A 22315-nucleotide genomic window follows, 5' to 3' on the forward strand; every position below is an offset into this window, starting at 1 on the left:
CACCTTATTTTAATTATTCTCCTTTAACAACTTCTTTTTTAACCACTTCCCTTTTTGCTACATCATAATAATGTTCAATAGTAACGTGATTGTTATTATCTGGTGTATTTTCTAATTCGTATGCTTCTTTAAAGCCTTTAAGTTTGACTTTAATGTTATCATCAATTGCCCTTGTTTCTTTAAATTCACGAATCAAATCTAAAACATCATGTGCAATATACTCTGTATCATGAGCATTGATAATTACTTTTGAATTTTCAGGAATTTCATTTAGCGTTTGTTTGATCGCAGCTTTATTTAAAAATGAAACTTCCTGCGCTAAATCGATGTGAATGATATCACCGTCTTCATATTCTTCTTTTTTGAAGATATAAGCTCTTTTCAAGTTTCCTCTTAAAACAAAAATGATACTAATAATAATTCCCAACGCAACACCTTTTAGCAAATCTGTCGCAACGACAAAGACCAAAGTTGCAATAAAAGGGACAAACTGGTATTTCCCCTTTTCCCAGAAATGCATAAAAGTTGCTGGTTTTGCTAATTTATAACCCACTAAAATTAAAACTGTTGCCAATGTTGCCAACGGAATTTTGTTTAAAATTGCTGGAATCGATAATACACTTATTAATAAAAGTACACCATGAATAATAGTAGACATTTTAGATTTTGCACCAGCATTATTATTAGCTGATGAACGCACTACAACAGATGTCATAGGAAGTCCTCCTAAAAGAGAACTTATTATATTACCCAGACCTTGCGCTTTTAATTCAACATTTGTGTTTGTGTATCGTTTTTGAGCATCCATTCTATCAGAGGCTTCAATACATAAAAGTGTTTCAATAGAAGCAACAATGGCAATTGTAACAGCAACTACCCAAACCTGCGGATTTGAAACAGCAGCAAAGTTTGGCGTAATTATAATTGATTTAAATTCATCAAAAGATTTTGGAACTGGCAACGAAACCAAATGTTCTTTTCCAATTGCCAAAGCGCTTCCTGTTGATACAAATATTTCGTTTAAAACAACCCCAGCAATAACTGCAACTAGTGCTCCTGGAACTAATTTTATCCTTTTTAGAAATGGTACTTTCTCCCACGAAAGCAATATTATCAGTGAGACTAAAGAAACTACTACAGCTCCTAATTGAATGTGATTTAAAAGATCAAACAAAAACGAAAAAGAATTACTTCCATCATTTTGTATAAAGGCTTGATCCCCTTCAAAATCAGCATCGTAGCCAAAAGCATGAGGGATTTGTTTTAAGATGATGATGATTCCAATACCAGCTAACATTCCTTCAATTACATTTGTTGGGAAATAGTTGGATATACTTCCGGCTTTTAAAAATCCTAATGCTAATTGAATTAATCCTGCAATAAAAACAGACATTAAAAATACATCGAAAGCTCCAAAATCGGTAATTGCGGTTAAAACAATAGCTGTCAACCCAGCTGCTGGACCCGATACACTAATATGTGACTGGCTTAAATAACCTACCACAATACCGCCCACAACACCAGCAATAATTCCAGAAAATAACGGCGCCCCAGAAGCCATTGCAATACCTAAACACAATGGAAGAGCCACCAAGAAAACCACTAAACCTGACGCAAAATCAGACTTAAGGTTGGCAAAAAGATTGATTTTTTTTGTCATAATACAATACTAAAAAAATTATTCATTAAAGATTTACCCCATTTGCTTAAATTCAAATGCGGCTAAAGATCAAATAATCGGAAGTATTATACTAAATTGGGAGGTGGAGCAAATATGCTCGGAGAAATATTGTCAAGTTTTACAATATTTTCAGATATGATTGTTTTTTTCTCGATGTAAACCGGAATTATAACTTCATGCTCCAAAATTGATGGATGATGCATAACATTTTTCAGCTCTTTATGTACTTCTTCTTCAGCTATACTAAAAGATACAACTGTATTATTCCCTTTCTTTATCGCCTGAACAATTGTCGGGGTCGATAAGAAGGCAATAAAAATGAATAATAATATGCGAGCAACTAATTTCATTGAAGCAAAAATAGCGTTAAACAAATAAAATCAAAGAGATTTTTATAGAAATTTAACATAAACAAAAAAGCAGAACGCAATTTTTATGCTGTTCTGCTTTTAAATCGTTAACAAACAATATTTTAAAGAGTTTCTTCTAACCAAGCATTCATCATCCAAATTGTTTTTTCCTGCTCAGCAATAAAGTCACTCATCATAGAATTAGTACCTTCATCGTTAATTTCGTCAGATTTGTTTAGTATGTCTCTTTCAATTTTTAACAAATCTGATAACGAATGAACAATTAACTGAACAGCTTTTTCATCATTAGAAATATTTTTTCCAACAGTTAATTTGTTATTTTTAATATAGTCATCAAAAGTATGCAGCGGAGTTCCCCCAATTGTCAAAACTCTTTCGGCTATCATATCAATTTTTAATTGTGCATCTGTATATAATTCTTCGAATTTTACGTGTAAATCAAAAAAACGTTTTCCTCGAATGTTCCAGTGAATCCCTCTCAAGTTTTGATAATATACCTGAAAGTTTGATAATAATACATTCAACTCTTTTACTAATTCTTCTGATTCTTTTACAGGTAATCCTAAAATATTTGTTTTCATAATTTAATTTTTACACTAATTTACTACAAATTTAAAGTAAGTTTCATGAATTTTATATAAATAAAAATTATATTTTCTTATTTTTGCATCAAAATTTACTATCAATATGACTATAACTCAATTACAATATGTGTTAGCAGTTGCTGAGCATAAAAATTTCACTCTTGCTGCTGAAAAATGCTTTGTAACTCAGCCAACCTTGAGTATGCAGATACAAAAGATTGAAGAAGAACTTAATATATTAATTTTCGACAGAAGCAAAAAACCTATTCAACTTACTGACATTGGTCAAAAAATAGTGAACCAGGCGAAAAACATTGTAAACGAAGCCGATCGAATAAAAGATATTGTAGAGCAGCAAAAAGGGTTTATAGGAGGAGAATTCCGCTTAGGAATAATTCCAACCATTATGCCGACGCTTTTACCGATGTTTTTAAATAATTTCATCAAAAAATATCCAAAGGTAAAACTCTTAATTGAAGAGCTTAACACAGACGAAATTATTGTAAAGTTAAAAAACGGACATTTAGATGCTGCGATAGCTGCAACACCGTTGGAAGATGAAAAAATTAAAGAAATAGTTTTATACTTCGAACCATTTGTGGCTTATATTCCTGAGCATCATGCTAGTTTTCAAAAGCAGGAAATAGAAGTTTCTGATTTAAATTTAAATGAAATCCTTCTTTTACAAGACGGACACTGCTTTAGAGATGGAATTCTTAATTTATGCAAAAATGGTTCCGACATCGATCAGACTAATTTTCAGATTCAAAGCGGCAGTTTTGAAACCCTGATTAAATTAGCAGACGAAGGCCTTGGCACAACGTTACTTCCGTACTTGCACACGTTAGACTTAAAAGATTCCGACAAACTGAAACTACGTAATTTTAAGGAACCAAAACCTGCTCGTGAGGTAAGTTTAATTTACCCAAAGAGCGAATTAAAAATGCAAATCATTGACGCGATCAGATCTACAATTGCCGGCGTTGTAAAAGGAGCAATTGTTTTTCAGAATGTTCAAATCATTAGTCCTTTACAAAAGAAAGCATAAAAAAAGGAGCCAATTTTGGCTCCTTTTCTCTTATACTTTAATTAGCTGTAGACTCTGTTTTAATTCTGGTTTTTCAATAATGAAATTTAATAACCATTCTTGCAATTGTTCCATTTCGTAAGGTAACAGTGTTTTGATAGCTTTTTCTAACTCCTTGCAGAAAAGTACCGGGTCGAAACTTACTCTTTCAAGTATTGATTTCGTGTAATCAAACATCATTTTTGACATAATAAAATAAGATTTTCGGGGGTTATCTATTTTTTTAAACTCGAGCAAATTTAATCAAATATCCAACATAAATACTACTTTTAACTTATTTTTTAAAAAAATTTAGCAACGAATACGTTTTCTTAAAACATATAAATCAATCTAGAATAATTCTAAATAGTTCATTTAAACCTTTTTAAAAGCTCGAAACATCTCTCTTTTCCCTGGAGGGCCTGCCAATTTTTCTACTGTAAACCCAACTTCGATCATACTCCTTTTAACAACTCCGCGCGCTGCATAAGTTACAAGAACACCGTTTGGCTTTAAACTATTGTACATTTTCTGAAAAATTTCTGTACTCCAAAGCTCCGGTTGTACTCTATATCCGAAGGCATCAAAGTAAATCAAATCAAAAATTTCAAAATCGTTTATTTCGTGAAAAAATTGTTTCCTTTTGGTTAACGAGAACAGATCGCAAATTTCTACCTTTTTATCCCATTCAGTTTTATGCATTTTTTCAAAAATGTTCTCAAATTCCAATGCTTCCAGCTCTTCGGCATAATTCATCTCCAGAATTTCATTTGCATCAACGGGATAAGCTTCTACTCCAACGTAATCAATATTCTGTTTTTTACGGACAGCTTCTAAAAAAGTAATAAAGGCATTTAAACCTGTTCCAAAACCTATTTCTAATATACTTATTGGCTGCTCAAATAAATCAAGTCCGTTTTTAATAAATACATGTTTAGCTTCTTGAATTGCACCATGTTTCGAATGATAACATTCATCCCATTCTAGCAAACGAATTGTAGTTGAGCCGTCTAGCGTTTTAATTATTTCCCTTTTCATTTTTTCGAAATTTGTAATAGCTTTTTATTGATTTTCAAGCCATTTTAATATTCAAAATTAGTCAAAACTAATGCGTAAAGCCTTAAAAATCGATAGTTTTTTCATAAAATCTTTATAAAAACGAATTAAATATTTGAGTTTATTATAGGATAAATAAATCTCAATCAAAAGCAGTAAATAATGAATTTTCACTAAGCTTTTTACATTATTTTACTTAATTTTGCATTCAATAAATTCTATTTTACATGATATCATCACGTTAGATTCTCGACCGTGAAATATCTCACAAAAAACTTACATAACTATGAGTACAACTCAAACAAGCAAAATTGAAATCATAAAAGCTACTTCTACAAAAATAAACGAAGTAGATTTTGACAACTTAAGTTTTGGTGCTGTATTTACAGACCATTTATTCGAATGCGATTTTAAAAACGGACAATGGCAAAATCCTGTCATTAAACCTTATGCTCCTATTTTGATGGATCCATCTTCAAAAGTCTTCCATTATGGTCAAGCTATTTTTGAAGGAATGAAAGCTTATAAAGATGACAATAATGATGTTTGGTTGTTTAGACCGGATGAAAACTACAAACGTTTTAATAGTTCTGCAGTAAGAATGGCGATGCCAGAAATTCCAGAATCTATTTTTATGGATGGTTTAAATGAATTATTGAAATTAGACAAAGACTGGATTCAGAGAGGAAACGGAGCAAGTATGTATATCCGTCCGTTTATGATTGCTACAGGACCTGGAGTTATCGCCAATCCTTCTGACGAATATAAATTCATGATTTTACTTTCTCCTGCAAAAGCTTATTACGGAGGTGAAGTAAAAGTAATTATTGCTGAACATTACAGTAGAGCTGCAAATGGCGGAATTGGTGCCGCGAAAGCTGCTGGAAATTACGCTGCGCAATTTTACCCAACTAACTTGGCAAACAAAGATGGTTTTCAACAAGTTATCTGGACTGATGATGCAACGCACACAAAATTAGAAGAAGCTGGAACAATGAACGTTTTCTTCAGAATCAACGATACTTTATTGACTGCTCCAACAAGCGAAAGAATTTTGGATGGTGTTACTAGAAAAAGTTTGATCGCAATGGCTGAAAAAGAAGGTCTTAAAGTAGAAGTTCGTCCAGTAATTGTTTCAGAATTAGTTGAAGCTGCTAAAAACGGATCTTTAAAAGAAATTTTTGGAGCTGGAACTGCTGCAGTTATCAGCGTAATTAAAGGCTTCTCTTATCAAGATGAATATTATGAAATGGCTCCAATCGAGAATTCATACGCTTCTTTCTTAAAAGAAAAACTAACAAGTCTTCAAAACAAACTTTCTGAAGACACTTACGGATGGACAGTTAAAGTTCAATAATCAAAAGATATTTATAAAAACAAACCCGACAAATTTTAAAAAATCTGTCGGGTTTTGTATTTTACTCTATTATCGTATAACTATTTAAACGCAATATTGTTATTTCTCCTTCGTCGAAATGACACTCAAATAGCACAGCGATTTTTTTACAAAAGCTTCGAAAAATCAGGTTTAAAATAATTTGGACCTTTCATTACCTTACCGTCTTCACGATAAATTGGTTTCCCATCTTCGCCAAGCTTACTCATATTACTACGCTGAATTTCATCAAAAACAGCTTCAATTTTATCCTGAAGCCCGTGTTCTATAATTGTACCGCACAAAATATACATCATATCTCCTAGCGCATCTGCAATTTCAACTAAATCATTATTTTGAACTGCCTCATAATATTCTTCATTTTCCTCTTTCATTAAATTGTAACGAAGTAATTTTTTCTCAGCTCCAACATCGGCAATTGGTGTTGCGCTGTGGCCAATTTTAAAAGCGGTGTGAAATTCTGTTACGGCGTCAAGTTGTTTTTTCATATAGTTGTTTCTTTTTTTTTTGCTAATTTAAACTACTTCGATATAAATCTAGCAATAAAACTGAATTAAATCAAAAGGCAATTTAGCAGCAAATCGTCTGCAATTCTCTAAATTTGCCAAAAATAATTTTAAAGCTATGTTTAGTCAAGGACAATTAATATTTGGGGTGTGTTTTTTTATTGCTTTTGTAATCGTAATGATATTTGCTTATCGAAAAGATTTAGCATTACATAAAATCTTTTACAAAGGAAATTATAAAGTATTACTTGTTTTTTTACTATTCATCGCAATTTTATTTTTGATTAAAATTTTCTTTAAAAGATAATTATCCTCAAAGTTAAAAGGGTCTTTTTTCGATAAAAAAGTACATCGCAGCAAAATAAAACCTAATAATTATTGGTTATTAGTAAGACTCACAATAAAATTTATAACTTTACGAAACCAAACAATCTACCAATGAAAATTCTTAAGTATTTATTTCTTTTTGCGTTATTAAGTCTTGTTGCCCTTACCGTTTTTGTTGCTACACAAAAAGGAATTTTTGATGTAGAAAGAAGCAAAGTAATCAATTCGCCTCGTGCAACGGTTTACAATTATCTTAATGATTTTAGAAATTACGAAGATTTTGAATCTTGGTCGGTTGAAGATCCTTCAATACAAATGACTTTTCCGAACAAAACAAGCGGAAGCGGGGCTTCTTTTTATTGGGACGGAGTTGAAGGAAAAGGAAATGCAATCATACTTAAAACAAAAGATGGTGAAAGCATTGAGCAAAAAATGAAATACGAGGGTACAGAGGCAGATGTGAGCTGGACTTTAAAAGATACCTTGAACGGAAAAACTAAAGTTACCTGGAAAGGAAAAGGAACTATGAGTTTTCTTTTCAAAATCTACACTGCATTACATGGAGGTTCTGACAGAGTTATTGGTACTATTTATGAAAAAAGTTTAGCCAATATTGATAAAAACCTTGATTACGAAACAAAAACTTATGCTGTTAAAGTTGATGGATTGGTTAAAAAAACTGAAACTCCCTATATAAAACAAACTTTTACAAGTGAGATAGAAAAAGTAAACAAAAATGCCCGAATTGTAATTCCGAAGCTAATTCACTTTAGCGAAACAAACGGATTATCTGCAAGCGGAAAGCCTTTTATTATTTATCATACGTATGACACTAAAACAGGTTTAGCTAAAATCTCTATCTGTTTACCAATCAATAAAGAAATTTCTATTAGTTCTGGAAGTGACATTCTTTCTGGAAAACTTAACGGATTCGATGCTGTAAAAACTACGCTTACCGGAGATTATTCTCATAGAAATGAAGCTATTGCCAAAACAACAGCTTTTATAAACAAAGAAAAGATTACTCCAGAATTAAGCTGGTCGCATCTTGAAATTTGGACACTAAGTAAATTGGATGTTAAAGGCTCGTCTAAATTAGTTACTGAAATTTATTTCCCAGTTAAACCTAAAGTAGAAGAACCTGTAGTAACTACACCAGTTTATTCACCAGAAACCCAAGCGGAACCAGCACAGAAAAAACCTGCTGCTACTCCAGCCCCAGCTGCAACAACTCCTGCTAAAGAAGAAGAACAGTCAGAATTCTAAACTTTAGGTTCACTCATTAAACCTTTTGTTTTAAATTCAGTCTAAGTTATATTAAGAAGGTTTACAAAACAAAAAGTTTGATAGACGAGAAGGAATTTATAAAACAATTATTAAACCCTGAAACGCAAAATGCTGCGTTTCAAAAACTCCTGTCTGATTATCAGAGACCTTTGTATTCTCATATTCGAAATATCGTTTTGAATCATGATGATGCAGATGATGTTTTGCAGAATACTTTTGTAAAAGTTTTTCAATATCTAAAAAACTTTAAAGGTGAAAGTAAACTTTTTTCCTGGATGTATCGTATTGCCACAAACGAAGCATTGACTTTTTTATCTCAAAAAGCAAAATTAAGCGGTATTTCATCTGAAGATCTACAGAATAAAACAATTGATAATTTAAAAGCTGATCTTTATTTTGATGGGGATGAAATTCAAATTAAACTTCAAAAAGCAATTGTAACACTTCCAGAAAAACAACAACTTGTTTTCAAAATGAAATATTTTGAAGAATTAAAATATGAAGAAATCGCAGAAATTTTAGGAACTTCTGTGGGAGCTTTAAAGGCTTCCTATCATCATGCAGTAAAAAAAATCGAATTATATGTTACATCAAATTAAACCTTTTGTAACTAAAACTATCTTATAGGTATTATGAAAACATTTAAATTAGAAAACGAACCAAAAATAAAATCTGGATTTAAAACTCCCGAGCATTATTTTGATGATTTTTCAGAGAAAGTTTTACAGCAATTAAACGAAAAAGAAGTAAAAGTAATTCCTTTTTACAAACGTAAAAAAACATTCTCTCTAGTAGCGGCAGCGGTAGTAGGTTTTGCCTTAATGATTCCAATTGTGAACAATTATAGAGCAACATCAAATGATCTTGACGAAGCTACTTTAGAAACCTATTTATCGTATCAATCTAATTTGAATCAATACGATTTAATTCAAAAATTAGATGACAGCGATATCGAAAAAATAAACAATGACATTACTTTGGAAGATGAAACGATAGAAGATATTTTATCGAACAGTCCGAACATAGAACATTTAATTTCAGAACAAAACTAAATTAAACTTAACTCAACTTAACAATGAAAATAAAAAATATTTTACCGCTTCTGCTCTTTCTGACCAGTTTTTCATTTTTTGCACAAAATGGAAAAATTGACGAAAAGCGTGAAAAAATTAAAGCTTTTAAAGTTTCTTTTTTAACAACAGAATTAGAACTGACTTCTACAGAAGCCGAAAAATTCTGGCCAATTTACAATGCTTACGACGACAAGCAATTCGACTTAAAGCATTTGAAAATGAAAACTTATCTGCGAAAATTAAATGATGACAACATCAATAATCTTTCGGACAAAGATGCAGTAACATTATTATCTCAAATAGAAAGTACAGATAAGGAATTGTATGTACTTCGAGAAAAATATATGACAAGCTTAAAGAAAGTGCTTTCAGCAAAAAAAATACTAAAGCTTAAAAAATCTGAAGACGACTTTAATCGAAAATTACTACAGCAATATAGAGATAAAGCTGGTAAAGATTAAATTCAAATACGCAACAACAGTGATAGGAACCCTATATAATAATACTTACTTTATTATTTAGGGTTCTTATTTTTTTATTTAAAGTTAAGTCGAACTACTTTATTGTGTCCTGCAGCAATTGCAGTATTACGATTGACAAATCGGATGGTAAAAAGTTTTGAATCTGTAGAAAGCTGTGTCCAGTTTTCACCTCCATTTTGAGAATATTGTATTCCTTCAGAACCTACACAAATAATTTCTCTGCCGCTTCCTCCTGGAACATATTGCACACATGATGCATAGCCAAATCCTAGATTCTGGCCAATTAATTCCCAAGTTTTTCCTCCGTCTTTTGTAAAAGCTTTATTATCTAGTTTTTTATTCGGAAATTCATAATCTCCACCAGCAATAAATCCTTGTTTAGAATCGTAAAAATCGGCCGTAAAAATTCCTGTCATTTCCTTTCCCTGCACAATTGGAGTTTCAATTACTTTCCATGTTTTTGCTTTATCTGGCGAATAGAAAACACGTGATTTTTTTCCTCCAGAAACCAGCCAAGTATCATTTCCTTTTATTACAATATTCGTATTACTGGCAGCAAAAGCAGCTTCTCCGGTAGCATTTGTTGGTAATTTATCAGATAATAATTTAGTCCAAGTTTCTCCTCCATCGCGAGTAACAATAACAGAAAAAGTATCTTCTGTTGGGTCACCAATTGCAATTCCTTCTTTATCGTTCCAAAACTGCATGCTATCATAAAAAACTTTGGGATTAACTTCTTTATAAACCAATTTAACTTTACGATCTTTTTTTGATACAGAATAAAGTAAAGCTGGATTTGCGACGCTCAGTAGAAATATATCTTTAGAAGTTTGAGCAATACTTCTAAATTCTAATTTAAGCGTATCTCGGTAAATATGCTCTTCAAATTTCTCTTTCTTATCTAGGTCATAATATCCAAAACGCGAATTATCAGCACCATACCAAACTTTATTTTTATCAATTAGAATTGCTCTTATACTAATTCTATCTTTAAATAAGGTATCTACAGTCATTGATGTAAAACCGCCGCTGTAGCAAACTTTAGTTTTATAATTAAATGTTTTAAAAGACATCAATAAAATAAAAATACCACAAAATAAAGCGAGTTTTTTCATAAGAATTCAAAATTTGGTTAATGCTAAAATACGATTATTTCTAACAATTCAAATGATTTTTTCTGGCATAATAATTGAAGTATATTTCTTACAATTGTAAAAAATAAAATATGAGAATTATAGTTTTGACTGGAATCTTACTATTATCTATGAATTCAGCTCATTCACAAAAAGTTAACGTATATCCAAACAGTTCTTACGTACAAGAAAATTTAGATTTAAATGCTGTAGGCTTACTATTTGAAGAATCTGCAGATCTCGCAGACTTTGAGAAAAAAATAAATTATCCTCAAGATCGAATTTCAAATCTTGATTTAAATGATGATGGAAAAGTTGATTACTTAAAAGTTTCAGATAAAATCGAGAACAACATTCAAATAATAAAAATTCAATCTGAAATAAGTCCCAATATATATCAAGATGTAGCATCTATCAATATTATATTAAAAAATCAAAATAGAAGTGCAAATTCGGCTATCCGCACAGATCGTCAAAATATAAATCCAAAAAGGAATGCAGATAGAGAACGAAGTTCATATTATAATGACTCAGGTTTACGTGCTAAAGACATCATACTTCCGTTTATGTACACAGCACTAAATATCTATTTAACTATTAGAAGATAAAGCACCCAATAAAATCACACTCATTATCAACAACATAAAATCTAAAAGCAATAAAATTATTTTGTGGCACAGTAATTGGATATCTAGTAATACAAATAATTTAATATGATTTAGTCATGAAAGCGAAATTACTTATAATAGCCCTATTTGCATTAGCAATCAGTTCATGTCAAGCACAAGCTGGAGCTACTGTATACGCCAAAAATTCAGATATAAGCGATAATTTAGATTTAAGAGCAGTAGCTTCTATGTTTGGAGAATCTGCAAATCTTCAAGATTTTGAAAGAAGATTAAACGATCCTAAATATCAAATTTCTAACCTTGATTTAAATGGCGACGACCAAGTTGATTACCTGCGTGTAATTGAATCTGTAGAAGACAGAACCCACGTTGTAATTATTCAAGCTGTTTTGGATCGTGATGTTTACCAAGACGTTGCTACTATCGATGTTGAAAGAGATAATTATAATAAAGTAAGTGTTCAGGTTGTTGGAAACTCTTATTTATATGGCGACAACTATATTTATGAGCCTGTTTACAGTGTTGTTCCAGTAATTTATACTTCTTTCTGGGTTACTAACTACAGACCATACTATTCAACATGGTATTGGGGTTACTATCCAACATACTATTCTGCATGGAGACCTTATCCTGTGTATAGATACAGAAATAACATAAATGTATGTATCAATGTTCACAACAGCTACAACTACGTAAACACTAGAAGAAGTTACAGAGCTCCAGCTATTTATGAAACAAGACGTACATATGGTTACGAAAGAATGAAACCAAATTACAGCTTTGCTCAAAGACATTCTAATGTTAGCAACAGATACGATTTAGATCAAAGAAGAATTGCAAGCAGAGAATCTAATAGAAATTCAAACACTTACAACACTAACAGATCGAATACTGGAAGAGTTTATTCAGAAAACAGAAGTACGAATACAAATTATAACACTAACAGAACAAATTCTGATAGAAGCTACAACACAAATCGTACAGCAAATACTAACAGGGACAATACTTCAACAGTAAACGCACCTGTAAGAAATGAAAATACTCAAAGATCAGATTATGGCAGAAATAATTCAGCTACTACTCCTGCTGCAAGAGGAAATTCAGAAAATAGAGGTTATAGTAACAGACAATCTTCACAAACAAGTGAAGCTCCTAGAAATTATTCTGAAAACAGGGCAAGTTCAAATAGAGTGAATACTCAGTCTGCTCCAGTTCAAAGAACCGAGCCTTCAAGAAACTATTCTGAAAGCAGATCAAACACTGCAAGACCTCAAAACACTCAGCGTTCTGAGTCTCCAAGAGTTAGTCAAGAATCAAGAGGAGGACAGGCACAGAGAGAAAGCGGCTCAAATTCAAGAGGCGGCGGAAGAAGAGGTTAACAATATTTCAATTTATCATTAAAATAGAGGCACAATTTTACGATTGTGCTTTTTTTTATCTTTTTAATTTTAATTGCTTCTAATTTGTTTTAAAACAGTAAATTTGCAACCGTCTTTTATAAAAATATACATGAGCGCATCGCATAAAAACTTACATAGTAAGTTGTCTATTGGGGGTTTATTGATTACTTTAGGAATTATTTATGGAGATATTGGAACATCTCCATTGTACGTAATGAAGGCTATTCTGGGCGATCACACGATTAATGCCGATATTGTTTTAGGAGGTATTTCTTGTGTGTTTTGGACCTTGACATTACAAACTACAATTAAATATGTACTTATTACCTTAAGTGCAGACAATCATGGTGAAGGTGGAATCTTTGCGTTATACGCATTAGTCAAGAAAACAAAAATTCAATGGCTCATTGTGCCCGCCATCATTGGAGGAAGTGCCCTTCTTGCAGACGGAATTATAACACCGCCGATCTCAATCTCATCTGCTGTAGAAGGAATTAGGGCATTTTATCCAACAATGGAAACACAAACCATTGTCTATATTGTTATTTCGATCTTATTTGTTTTATTTACGATTCAGCAATTCGGAACTAAACTCGTTGGTAAATTCTTTGCACCAATGATGTTAATATGGTTTGCGATGCTGGGAACTTTAGGAGCTATACAAGTTATTAATTTTCCAGAAGTAATTAAAGCCATTAATCCATATTATGCTTACCATTTATTATCGATTCATCCTGATGGTTTCTTTGTTCTTGGTTTTGTATTTTTATGTACAACTGGAGCTGAAGCTTTATACTCTGACATGGGACACTGTGGAAGAAAAAACATCAGAATCAGCTGGATTTTTGTAAAAACAACATTGGTTCTAAACTACTTCGGACAAGCAGCTTACTTAATTCACCATGAAGGAAGTACGTTGCAGCAACTAGGTGGAGAAAACGGGAATCCGTTTTACTTAATTATGCCGCATTGGTTTTTACCATTCGGAATTGTAGTGGCAACATTAGCAGCTGTAATTGCTTCTCAAGCGCTTATCAGCGGATCATTTACTTTGATAAATGAAGCTATGCGTTTGAATTTCTGGCCTAAAGTAAAAATCAAATATCCAACAGAAGTAAAAGGTCAATTATACATTCCGTCAATCAACTGGTTATTGTTTTTTGGTTGTGTTGGAATCGTTTTACATTTTGAAAAATCTGGAAACATGGAGCATGCGTATGGTCTTGCCATTATTTTATGTATGATCATGACCACGATTTTGTTGAATTATTACTTAATCATGAAACGTGTGAAATTATATTTCATGGTTCCGTTGATCACAATTTATCTTTTGATTGAATTTAGTTTCCTTTTTGCTAATATCACGAAATTCGCTGAAGGTGGTTATGTAACATTGATTATTGCAAGTATGCTGATCTCTGTAATGACTATTTGGTACTTAGCTAAGAAAATTAATAAAAACTACACGAAAGTGGTTAAAATTGATGACTACAAACGTGTATTAGTAGAACTAAGCCAAGATTTATCTATTCCGAAATATGCGACACACTTAGTTTACATGACCAATGCAAATCGAGTTGATGAATTGGAGGAAAAAGTAATTTATTCTATTCTGCAAAAACGCCCAAAAAGAGCTGATATTTATTGGTTTGTTCACGTTAATATCTTGACAGAACCTTATAAAACACAATACAAGGTAACAGAAATCGCTAAAGACGATATTTATAGAATTGACTTTAATTTAGGTTTTAGAGAACCTACTAAAATCAATTTGATGTTTAGAGAAGTTATCAAAGACATGGTGAAACGCGGCGAAGTAGATATTACAAGCCGTTACGAATCTTTAAACAAAAACAATATTATTGGAGACTTTAAATTTGTTTTATCTGAGAAATTCTTATCAAACGACAACGATTTAAGATGGCATGAAAACATTATCATGAATTCTTACTTCTTTATTAAAAAACTGAGTTTGTCTGAAGAAAGAGCTTTTGGACTAGACAGCAGTTCTGTAAAAATAGAGAAATTCCCAATGGTGCTTCATGCGCCAGAAAATATTGGATTAACGCGTATAATTAAATAAACGCTTTTAAATAATTCAAAAAAACACTCTATCTTTTAGAGTGTTTTTTCTTTTAATGAGAATCTGAATTAAGATTCAGTATTAAAAATTTAACTTTCAATCAATTAATAGTACCTTTGCAACTCAAATATTAAAAATGAGATTACACAGAAATTTAGTTTATACTACCATCGACTCTTTAAATGCAATTTTCAATGAAGGAGAATATGCAGACAAAGTGGTAGCAAGAGCATTAAAAAAAGACAAACGTTGGGGAAGTTCTGACAGGAAGTTTGTTGCTGAAACGATATACGAAATTGTTCGTTGGAAAAGATTGTACGCAGAAATTGCAGATGTTAAGGAACCTTATGACAGAGATAACTTATGGAGGATGTTTGCCGTTTGGGCTGTTCTTCGCGGTTATCCAATTCCTGATTGGAGACAATTGGAAGGAACTCCTGAAAGAAAAATAAAAGGTCGTTTTGACGAATTATCTAAAAACAGAGCTCTAAAAGAATCTATTCCAGATTGGATGGACGAATTAGGAGTTAAAGAATTGGGTGAAAAAGTGTGGGCAAAAGAAATTGCCGCACAAAATCAGCCGGCAAAAGTTATCCTTAGAACCAATACTTTAAAAGGTACTAAAGAAAACCTTAGAAATACTTTGATGGATTTAAATATTGAAACAGAATATTTAAAAGATCAGCCAGAAGCTTTAGTGTTGAAAGAAAGAGCAAACGTATTTTTAACAGATGCTTTTAAACAAGGTCTTTTTGAAGTTCAAGATGCCAATTCACAATTAGTTGCAGGATTTTTGGATGTAAAACCTGGAATGCGTGTTGTTGATACTTGTGCTGGAGCTGGAGGAAAAACATTGCATATGGCTTCTTTAATGGAAAATAAAGGTCAGTTGATTGCAATGGATTTATACGAAAGCAAATTAAAACAACTAAAGCTGCGAGCTAAAAGAAACGGCGCTTTTAATATTGAGTACCGTATTATCGACAGCACAAAAGTGATTAAAAAACTACACGAGAAAGCAGACCGTGTTTTAATTGATGCACCTTGTAGCGGTTTAGGAGTTTTAAAGAGAAATCCAGATTCTAAATGGAAATTACAGCCTGAATTTATTGACAATATTCGTAAAGTACAGAGTGAAGTTTTAGAAAACTATTCTAAAATTGTAAAACCAGGCGGTAAATTAGTTTACGCAACTTGTTCTATATTACCATCAGAAAATCAGGAGCAGGTAGAGAAATTCTTAAAAACAGAAATCGGACAACAATTTACTTTTGTTGAAGACCGTAAAATGCTGGCTTCAGAATCTGGTTTTGACGGATTCTACATGGCACTTTTGGAACGTAAAGCTTAATTTAAATTCCAATATTTTTAAATTCCAAATTCCAATTATTTACGGAATAACTCAATATTTAAAATTCCAAATTCCAATCTTAAACTTGGAATTTGGAATTTTTTAATTTCTGATATTGGTACTTCGTTATCTAATTTTGACAAAGTTTAAAACTTGACAAAATTCTAAACTCAAAGTATTGGAATTTGGAATTTTTAATTTGGAATTTCTTCAAGATTGCAAGGTCGGCTTTCGCAGTAACTTTCCGTTTTCGTTTTCTTTAAATTTTGAAACAAACACAATTTCTTTCGGTTTTTCATATTTTCCCAAAACATCAAAGAAATCGGCTGGAAAGTCTTGCTTTTCACCTTCAATAACCAAAACTAATTTTTCTCCTAAAACAGTATCAGGAAGTCCAGTTACAAAAAATCGGTTACTTATCTTGCCTATCAATTTGGCTTCAATCTGTTCTGGAATCAGCTTCACTCCTCCACTATTAATTACATTATCAATTCTTCCTAGAAAAATAAATTGCTGTTCATTTACCAATTCTACCAGATCATTAGTCACAATTGGTTCATCAGAAATTGTAGAAACATTAATTACTAGACATTGACGTTCGTCTTGAGATATTTTTACGTTTGGCAGAATTGAAAAAACAGAATCTCCCAGACGTTTTGCTGCAATATGAGTAATTGTCTCCGTCATTCCATAAGTTTCATAGATTTCGGTTTTAAGCGGTAAAAGTTGTTCCTCAAGAGAAGAATCCATTTTTGCACCACCGATTATCAGCTTACGAACTTTTGAGAGTTCTTTTATCGAATTTTGAACCTGAAGCGGAACCATCGCAACAAAATCATAAGTTTTAGAATTTAAAGCCAGCGGATGAAGACTTGGCGAAACTACGTCAAGTTCTAATCCTAAAATTAGGCTGCGCACCAACATCATCTTTCCCGCAATAAATTGAGTTGGAAGACACAATAAAGCTTTATCTCCCGGTTTTAAATCGAAGAAATCACCAGTTGCTAAGGCAGAATGAATCATTGCCTGTTTTTGCAGTCGAACTAATTTAGGAAGACCAGTAGTTCCTGAAGTAGTCATTTCGATATATTCTTTTTTATCAAACCAATCCAAAAAGAACTCTCCTATTGATTGTTCGTAAGCATCTCCTTCTTTGATAAAACTATAAGCGACACGACACAAATCTTTTGCGTTTAAATGATAACCATTTAACTTGAAATAATTGTGAACATTTTTATGGGTTAAATTTGACATGATTTTAATTTATTACTTCAATTTTATTAATATCCCCTGTTAATCTTTCTTTCCAATTTGTCCAGCCGTACTTTTTACTGAAAATAAAAAGCAGAATAGGATAAATAACTACAACAGGCAAAATAACATCAATTCCTGCTGATGGCTCCGAAAGATCTTTAAATATAGAATGTGTCTGAAAAACCGACCAATCTGAAGTAACCAATAATGCTCCTACGAGATTATTAGCAGCATGAAACCCAAGAGCCAGCTCCATGCCTTCATCCATTAAGGTGATAATTCCTAAGAAAAGTCCTGTTCCTATGTAATAGATCATTATAACATTTCCCATTTTAGCCACTTCTGGATTTGCCCAATGCATTGATCCAAAAATAACTGAGGTCATAAGCAGCGGAAACCATCTATTTCGAGCCAGATTAGCAAATCCCTGCATCAAATATCCACGAAAAACATATTCTTCTGTACTAGTCTGAATAGGAATTAAAATAGAACCCAAAACGACTAAAATCAGAAATGGAATTAATTTAAAATTCAATACAAACTGTTCTGGTGCTCTTAGATAAACAAATAAAAAACTCAATAAAGAAAAGAATGTCCACAAGAAAAAAGAAAAATAAATTCGGCTCCAATCTACTTTTGGCCTTGAAGTTGTTACTGACAATAATGTTTGGTGGTGAATATATTTTACAACAAAATAAATTCCAGCAAAAGCAAAAATAAACGAGATCATTACCAAAAAAAGCGTTGTATTGGACTCAAACATTTTCATAACTCCTTCATTGGTCGTTGGAAAAGCTTTTTTCTCTGAAAAAGTTTTATAAAACACCGCGGCCGTAATTGGAATTTGTCCGACGAAAGAAGCTGCAATAATAAAAACAGATCCTACAAGATATTTCCAAAACTTATTTTCAGGTTTAATTCCTTGCTCTAAAAACATAAATTTTAAATTTTAAAAAATGAGAATTCAAATTCGATAAGTTAATCTTACTTTTGGTATAGCTAAAATACCTCTTTTTTATTTTACGAATATTGAAACGTTTAAATATAACAAAATGATACAAATCTACCACAATCCGAGATGTGGAAAATCACGAAACTGCCTTGCTTTTCTAGAACAATCCAATCAAGAATTCGAAATTATACCTTATTTAACACAAACTCCATCTTTTGATGAACTTAAAACTTTGCTGAAACAGCTTAATCTTGAGCCTATTCAATTAATTAGAACTAAGGAAAAAATCTGGATCGAAAATTTTAAAGGCAAAACTTTAAGCGATGATCAAATTATTAACGCGATGGTAGAAAATCCAATTTTGATAGAAAGACCAATTGTTGTGAAAGATGGAAAAGCTATTATTGGCAGGGATCCAGAACTAGTAGCTTCTTTTTTAGATTGATTCTAAAATACCTTATTAACATTTTTTTGTGAGTTCTTGCTTTAAACCAAAAACTACATTTGCCGTCTAAAGAGAAAAAGAAACCAAAAAAAATGAAAAAAATCAAATTTGCCGTATTACTTGTATTCTTACTTACAAGTTTTTACAATTACTCTCAGCAAGGTCCGGGTGGCAAAAACAAAGTTAAAGTCACAGGAAAAGTTTATGAAAAAGTAAGCAAACAACCTTTGGAGTATGCTACAATTTCTATTACTGCCCCAAATGACACTAAAGTTATTGCTGGTGGTATTACAAATCCAAAAGGAGAATTTGAGGTTGCTGTTGCGCCTGGAACTTACGACATAAAAGTTGAATTTATTTCTTTTAAATCAACAGAGATCAAGCAAAAGAGTATTCAAGACGACACAAATTTGGGCGTAGTAAATTTATCTGAAGATGCTGCACAATTAAATGAAGTTGTAGTTCGTGCAGAAAAATCATCTGTAGAAATAAAATTAGATAAAAAAGTCTACAACGTTGGTCAAGATATGATTGTAAAAGGTGGAAGTGTAAGTGATGTTTTAGACAATGTTCCATCTGTTTCTGTTGATACAGAAGGAAATGTAAGTTTAAGAGGAAGCGACAACATTCGTATTTTAATTGACGGAAGACCTTCTCAAGCTATAAATATGGCAGAAGCCCTAAGACAGCTTCCTGCTGATGCAATTGATAAAGTTGAAGTAATCACTAATCCATCAGCGCGTTATGATGCCGAAGGCGGATCTGGAATTATCAATATTATTCTTAAAAAAGGGAAAAATCAAGGTTTTAACGGAACTTTAATTGCTTCTACAGGTTTACCAGAAACTTATGGTTTAAGTGCCAATGTGAATTATAAAACTGAAAAACTAAACTACTTCACAACTGCGGGGTACAACTACAGAACAAACGAAGGAGCTGGTAAAACAAATTCAGAATACCTTAATCCAGACGGAACAACAAAAAGTTTCTTGGATGAAGATCGTGATACTAAACGTACCCGAAACGGATTTAACGGAAGAGCTGGATTTGAATGGACAGTTACTCCAACGACTTTCTGGACAAACGCCATTAATTATCAAAAGAACACTGGTGACGATCGAGATTTGATTAATTATTATAATTATGATGCCGGCCGTAATTTTACAGGAACAACTTACCGTTTAAACAACGCAGATACTGGGAGCGAAAATATTGAATTTACTTCAAACTTAATTAAAAATTTTAACGATAAAGGACACAAACTTACTGCAGATCTTTCTGTTTCAAGAAATACAGATGACAGTAATAGTACTATTACTGATTCACCAAATTTTGACACGACATTAAACAACCAAGTACAAAAACAAGTTTTATTTCAGGCAGATTATGTATTGCCATTAGGCGAAGGCAGTCAATTTGAAGCAGGTTATAAAGGAAGTTTTGGCGATTTGAACAACGTTTATGATGTTACAAATGGTACAGTTCCAAATCCTAATTTATCAAACACATTAGAGTATAAAGAAAACATTAATGCCCTTTATACGCAATATGGTTTCAAAGTAAATAAATTCTCTTATTTATTTGGTCTAAGATGGGAAGACACTAATATCGAGGTTAACTTATTAGATAACAGCGATTTTAACACTAAAAAATACAACAATTTATTTCCAAGTGCTTTTGTTAGTTACGAAATTTCAGACCAAAGTAATTTCTCTGCAAGTTACAGCAAACGTTTATCCAGACCAAGAGGACGTTTTATGAATCCAGCTGTAAATTACGCAAGTAACATTAACATATTTCAAGGAAATCCAGATTTAGATCCTTCTTTAACAGATAAATATGACATAGGTTATATCAAAAGATGGGATAAAGTAACATTTAACACCTCAGCGTATTTTGAAAGCACAAAAGACGTTTTTAGTTTTGTAAGATCTCCTACTGGTGACGTTGTAACTCCTGACGGTGAAGTGGTAACCCCTGCGCCAGGTGAAACGGTTATTGGTACTCCAGTAATTAAAAGTTCTCCTATCAACTTAGGAAGAGAACAAAAATTTGGTTTCGAATTTACATTTAATTATACTCCATTCAAATGGTGGAAATTAAACAGTAATTTCAACTTTTTCAACGTAAAAACAACTGGAGAAAACAGTTATACCGATACACAAGGAAACGAAATTGTTCAAAATTTAGACAATCAGGCTAATTCTTGGTTTGCAAGAATCAACTCTAAAGTAACGCTTCCATACAAAATTGACTGGCAATTGACAGCTATGTACAATGGCGAACAAAAAACAGCTCAAGGTAAAAATTTGGGAATGTTCGGAATGAATACTGCTCTAAGCAAAGATGTATTAAAAGACAAAGCTACAATTGCATTCAATATCAGCGACATCTTTAATTCTAGAAAAATGAGATCTTATACGTATTTGGACAATGTAAATTCATACAGCGAATTCCAATTTCGTAAACGTCAATTTAATTTGTCATTCACTTACCGTTTCAACAAAGCAAAAGGTGAAAGAGATAAAAATATACCAAAAAACAATGAAGGCGGCGGAGAAGGCGGTGGAGAATTCCCAGGATAACATCAGTTAAATTTCAATTCCTGAAATTCCAAATTCCAATCTCTTTGAGATAAATTATAATACAAAAAATCCCAAATTCCAATTTATAAGATTGGGATTTGGGATTTTTTGTATTTAACCTTTTATATTTTGGAATTTAGAATTTCAAGAATTGGAATTTTCCAAATGAAATTGGAATTTGGATTTTTTAGTATTGGAATTTATTTTTTTGTGCAGCAAAAAAAAAGAACCCAAAAGGGTTCTTTTCTTATGACATCAATCTAGTATTTAATAGATTGTTCTTCTTGTCTTTTTTTAGCTCTCTTTTCTTTGAACATTTCCCAGCTTGCTCCCGTAACCCAATAAGATACGAAACCAACTAAGAAAAACATTAACCAAAACCCTATAGTTAGTATGGTTAAGAAAAGTAAAAAGCCTAAGTACTGTGAAAATTCAAACATGTTTTCCGGAATTTTTGAATGTTACGACAAATGTAGGGTATATATTTTTTCTCAGCAATAAAATCTAAATCAATTTTCGTTAAATAACATTTATCCGTATATTTATACTCATTTTAAATAAGCTTTTTTTTGAACGTGAAACCTTTTAAATAAAGAGTTCATTTCAAATAATAATAATTTTCAGGAGCTCTTTCCTGCTGTCCGCTGTATCTTT

23 protein-coding genes are annotated in these 22315 nt (G+C 32.0%); 13 read left to right on the forward strand and 10 right to left on the reverse strand.

All coding sequences use genetic code 11. The annotated features are described in order from the left end of the window. Window positions 1-13: 13 nt before the first annotated feature. The 3 genes from QMG60_RS20925 to QMG60_RS20935 all read right to left on the reverse strand — a co-directional run bounded on the left by QMG60_RS20925 (window position 14) and on the right by QMG60_RS20935 (window position 2633). Window positions 14-1660, reverse strand: a complete 1647-nt coding sequence (locus QMG60_RS20925; RefSeq protein WP_281866297.1) for a SulP family inorganic anion transporter — start codon at window positions 1658-1660, stop codon at window positions 14-16. An 86-nt stretch (window positions 1661-1746) separates the two neighbouring features. Then, window positions 1747-2031 (reverse strand): hypothetical protein, encoded by a 285-nt coding sequence (locus tag QMG60_RS20930; protein WP_241774348.1) that lies wholly within the window; start codon window positions 2029-2031, stop codon window positions 1747-1749. A gap of 122 nt (window positions 2032-2153) precedes the next feature. Further along, window positions 2154-2633 (reverse strand): Dps family protein, encoded by a 480-nt coding sequence (locus QMG60_RS20935; RefSeq protein ID WP_057116699.1) that lies wholly within the window; start codon window positions 2631-2633, stop codon window positions 2154-2156. A 106-nt stretch (window positions 2634-2739) separates the two neighbouring features. On the opposite strand from QMG60_RS20935, the gene QMG60_RS20940 reads away from it, so the two are divergent. Next, window positions 2740-3684 carry a LysR substrate-binding domain-containing protein gene (locus QMG60_RS20940; protein WP_134139931.1) on the forward strand — a complete coding sequence of 315 codons (945 nt, stop codon included), beginning with the start codon at window positions 2740-2742 and terminating at the stop codon, window positions 3682-3684. Between the two features lie 30 nt (window positions 3685-3714). On the opposite strand, the gene QMG60_RS20945 is transcribed toward QMG60_RS20940, so the two are convergent. Together QMG60_RS20945 and mnmD are read right to left on the reverse strand one after the other, a co-directional pair. Continuing rightward, complete coding sequence (locus tag QMG60_RS20945) at window positions 3715-3912, reverse strand: hypothetical protein (RefSeq protein ID WP_057116701.1); 198 nt, start codon at window positions 3910-3912, stop codon at window positions 3715-3717. Between the two features lie 165 nt (window positions 3913-4077). Further along, a complete protein-coding gene (mnmD, locus tag QMG60_RS20950) occupies window positions 4078-4740 on the reverse strand; it encodes a tRNA (5-methylaminomethyl-2-thiouridine)(34)-methyltransferase MnmD (protein ID WP_281866298.1) in 663 nt (220 codons plus the stop codon). 304 nt (window positions 4741-5044) lie between these two features. Here mnmD and QMG60_RS20955 point away from each other — a divergent pair, with 304 nt between their 5' ends. Further along, complete coding sequence (locus QMG60_RS20955) at window positions 5045-6115, forward strand: branched-chain amino acid aminotransferase (protein ID WP_057116703.1); 1071 nt, start codon at window positions 5045-5047, stop codon at window positions 6113-6115. 146 nt (window positions 6116-6261) lie between these two features. Here the strand turns inward: QMG60_RS20955 and QMG60_RS20960 are convergent, their stop codons facing one another. After that, window positions 6262-6642, reverse strand: coding sequence for a nucleoside triphosphate pyrophosphohydrolase family protein (locus tag QMG60_RS20960; protein ID WP_057116704.1), 381 nt, complete (start codon window positions 6640-6642; stop codon window positions 6262-6264). A gap of 136 nt (window positions 6643-6778) precedes the next feature. On the opposite strand from QMG60_RS20960, the gene QMG60_RS20965 reads away from it, so the two are divergent. From QMG60_RS20965 to QMG60_RS20985, 5 genes are all read left to right on the forward strand, one after another. Beyond that, window positions 6779-6967, forward strand: coding sequence for a hypothetical protein (locus tag QMG60_RS20965; RefSeq protein ID WP_057116705.1), 189 nt, complete (start codon window positions 6779-6781; stop codon window positions 6965-6967). A 131-nt stretch (window positions 6968-7098) separates the two neighbouring features. Continuing rightward, window positions 7099-8253 carry an SRPBCC family protein gene (locus QMG60_RS20970; RefSeq protein ID WP_057116706.1) on the forward strand — a complete coding sequence of 385 codons (1155 nt, stop codon included), beginning with the start codon at window positions 7099-7101 and terminating at the stop codon, window positions 8251-8253. 77 nt (window positions 8254-8330) lie between these two features. After that, window positions 8331-8873: a sigma-70 family RNA polymerase sigma factor gene (locus QMG60_RS20975; RefSeq protein ID WP_057116707.1), complete on the forward strand. Its 543-nt coding sequence runs from the start codon at window positions 8331-8333 to the stop codon at window positions 8871-8873. Window positions 8874-8906: 33 nt separating this feature from the next. After that, the gene (locus tag QMG60_RS20980) at window positions 8907-9326 is read left to right on the forward strand and encodes a hypothetical protein (RefSeq protein ID WP_281866299.1); all 420 of its coding nucleotides are present in this window, start codon (window positions 8907-8909) and stop codon (window positions 9324-9326) included. 23 nt (window positions 9327-9349) lie between these two features. Further along, window positions 9350-9808, forward strand: coding sequence for a hypothetical protein (locus QMG60_RS20985; protein ID WP_057116709.1), 459 nt, complete (start codon window positions 9350-9352; stop codon window positions 9806-9808). Window positions 9809-9882: 74 nt separating this feature from the next. Here QMG60_RS20985 and QMG60_RS20990 read toward each other — a convergent pair whose 3' ends face one another. Beyond that, window positions 9883-10944 carry a hypothetical protein gene (locus tag QMG60_RS20990; protein ID WP_057116710.1) on the reverse strand — a complete coding sequence of 354 codons (1062 nt, stop codon included), beginning with the start codon at window positions 10942-10944 and terminating at the stop codon, window positions 9883-9885. Window positions 10945-11093: 149 nt separating this feature from the next. Here QMG60_RS20990 and QMG60_RS20995 point away from each other — a divergent pair, with 149 nt between their 5' ends. From QMG60_RS20995 to QMG60_RS21010, 4 genes are all read left to right on the forward strand, one after another. Beyond that, window positions 11094-11570, forward strand: coding sequence for a hypothetical protein (locus QMG60_RS20995; protein WP_281866300.1), 477 nt, complete (start codon window positions 11094-11096; stop codon window positions 11568-11570). 116 nt (window positions 11571-11686) lie between these two features. Continuing rightward, window positions 11687-12970 (forward strand): hypothetical protein, encoded by a 1284-nt coding sequence (locus QMG60_RS21000; RefSeq protein WP_281866301.1) that lies wholly within the window; start codon window positions 11687-11689, stop codon window positions 12968-12970. A gap of 130 nt (window positions 12971-13100) precedes the next feature. Next, on the forward strand, window positions 13101-15074 hold the full coding sequence (locus QMG60_RS21005; RefSeq protein ID WP_057116713.1) for a KUP/HAK/KT family potassium transporter: 1974 nt from the start codon (window positions 13101-13103) through the stop codon (window positions 15072-15074). Between the two features lie 136 nt (window positions 15075-15210). Next, complete coding sequence (locus QMG60_RS21010; protein WP_057116714.1) at window positions 15211-16425, forward strand: methyltransferase domain-containing protein; 1215 nt, start codon at window positions 15211-15213, stop codon at window positions 16423-16425. Window positions 16426-16635: 210 nt separating this feature from the next. Here QMG60_RS21010 and QMG60_RS21015 read toward each other — a convergent pair whose 3' ends face one another. After that, window positions 16636-17679, reverse strand: a complete 1044-nt coding sequence (locus QMG60_RS21015; protein ID WP_281866302.1) for an AMP-binding protein — start codon at window positions 17677-17679, stop codon at window positions 16636-16638. Window positions 17680-17683: 4 nt separating this feature from the next. Further along, the gene (locus tag QMG60_RS21020) at window positions 17684-18616 is read right to left on the reverse strand and encodes a CPBP family intramembrane glutamic endopeptidase (RefSeq protein WP_134139923.1); all 933 of its coding nucleotides are present in this window, start codon (window positions 18614-18616) and stop codon (window positions 17684-17686) included. Between the two features lie 115 nt (window positions 18617-18731). Here QMG60_RS21020 and arsC point away from each other — a divergent pair, with 115 nt between their 5' ends. Together arsC and QMG60_RS21030 are read left to right on the forward strand one after the other, a co-directional pair. Continuing rightward, window positions 18732-19076 (forward strand): arsenate reductase (glutaredoxin), encoded by a 345-nt coding sequence (arsC, locus tag QMG60_RS21025; RefSeq protein ID WP_281866303.1) that lies wholly within the window; start codon window positions 18732-18734, stop codon window positions 19074-19076. Window positions 19077-19168: 92 nt separating this feature from the next. After that, complete coding sequence (locus QMG60_RS21030) at window positions 19169-21661, forward strand: TonB-dependent receptor (RefSeq protein ID WP_057116718.1); 2493 nt, start codon at window positions 19169-19171, stop codon at window positions 21659-21661. A gap of 260 nt (window positions 21662-21921) precedes the next feature. Here the strand turns inward: QMG60_RS21030 and QMG60_RS21035 are convergent, their stop codons facing one another. Further along, the gene (locus QMG60_RS21035) at window positions 21922-22101 is read right to left on the reverse strand and encodes a hypothetical protein (protein WP_057116719.1); all 180 of its coding nucleotides are present in this window, start codon (window positions 22099-22101) and stop codon (window positions 21922-21924) included. Window positions 22102-22315 lie beyond the last annotated feature (214 nt).

This window comes from Flavobacterium sp. GSB-24 (assembly GCF_027924665.1).
In the GTDB taxonomy this organism is placed as follows: domain Bacteria; phylum Bacteroidota; class Bacteroidia; order Flavobacteriales; family Flavobacteriaceae; genus Flavobacterium.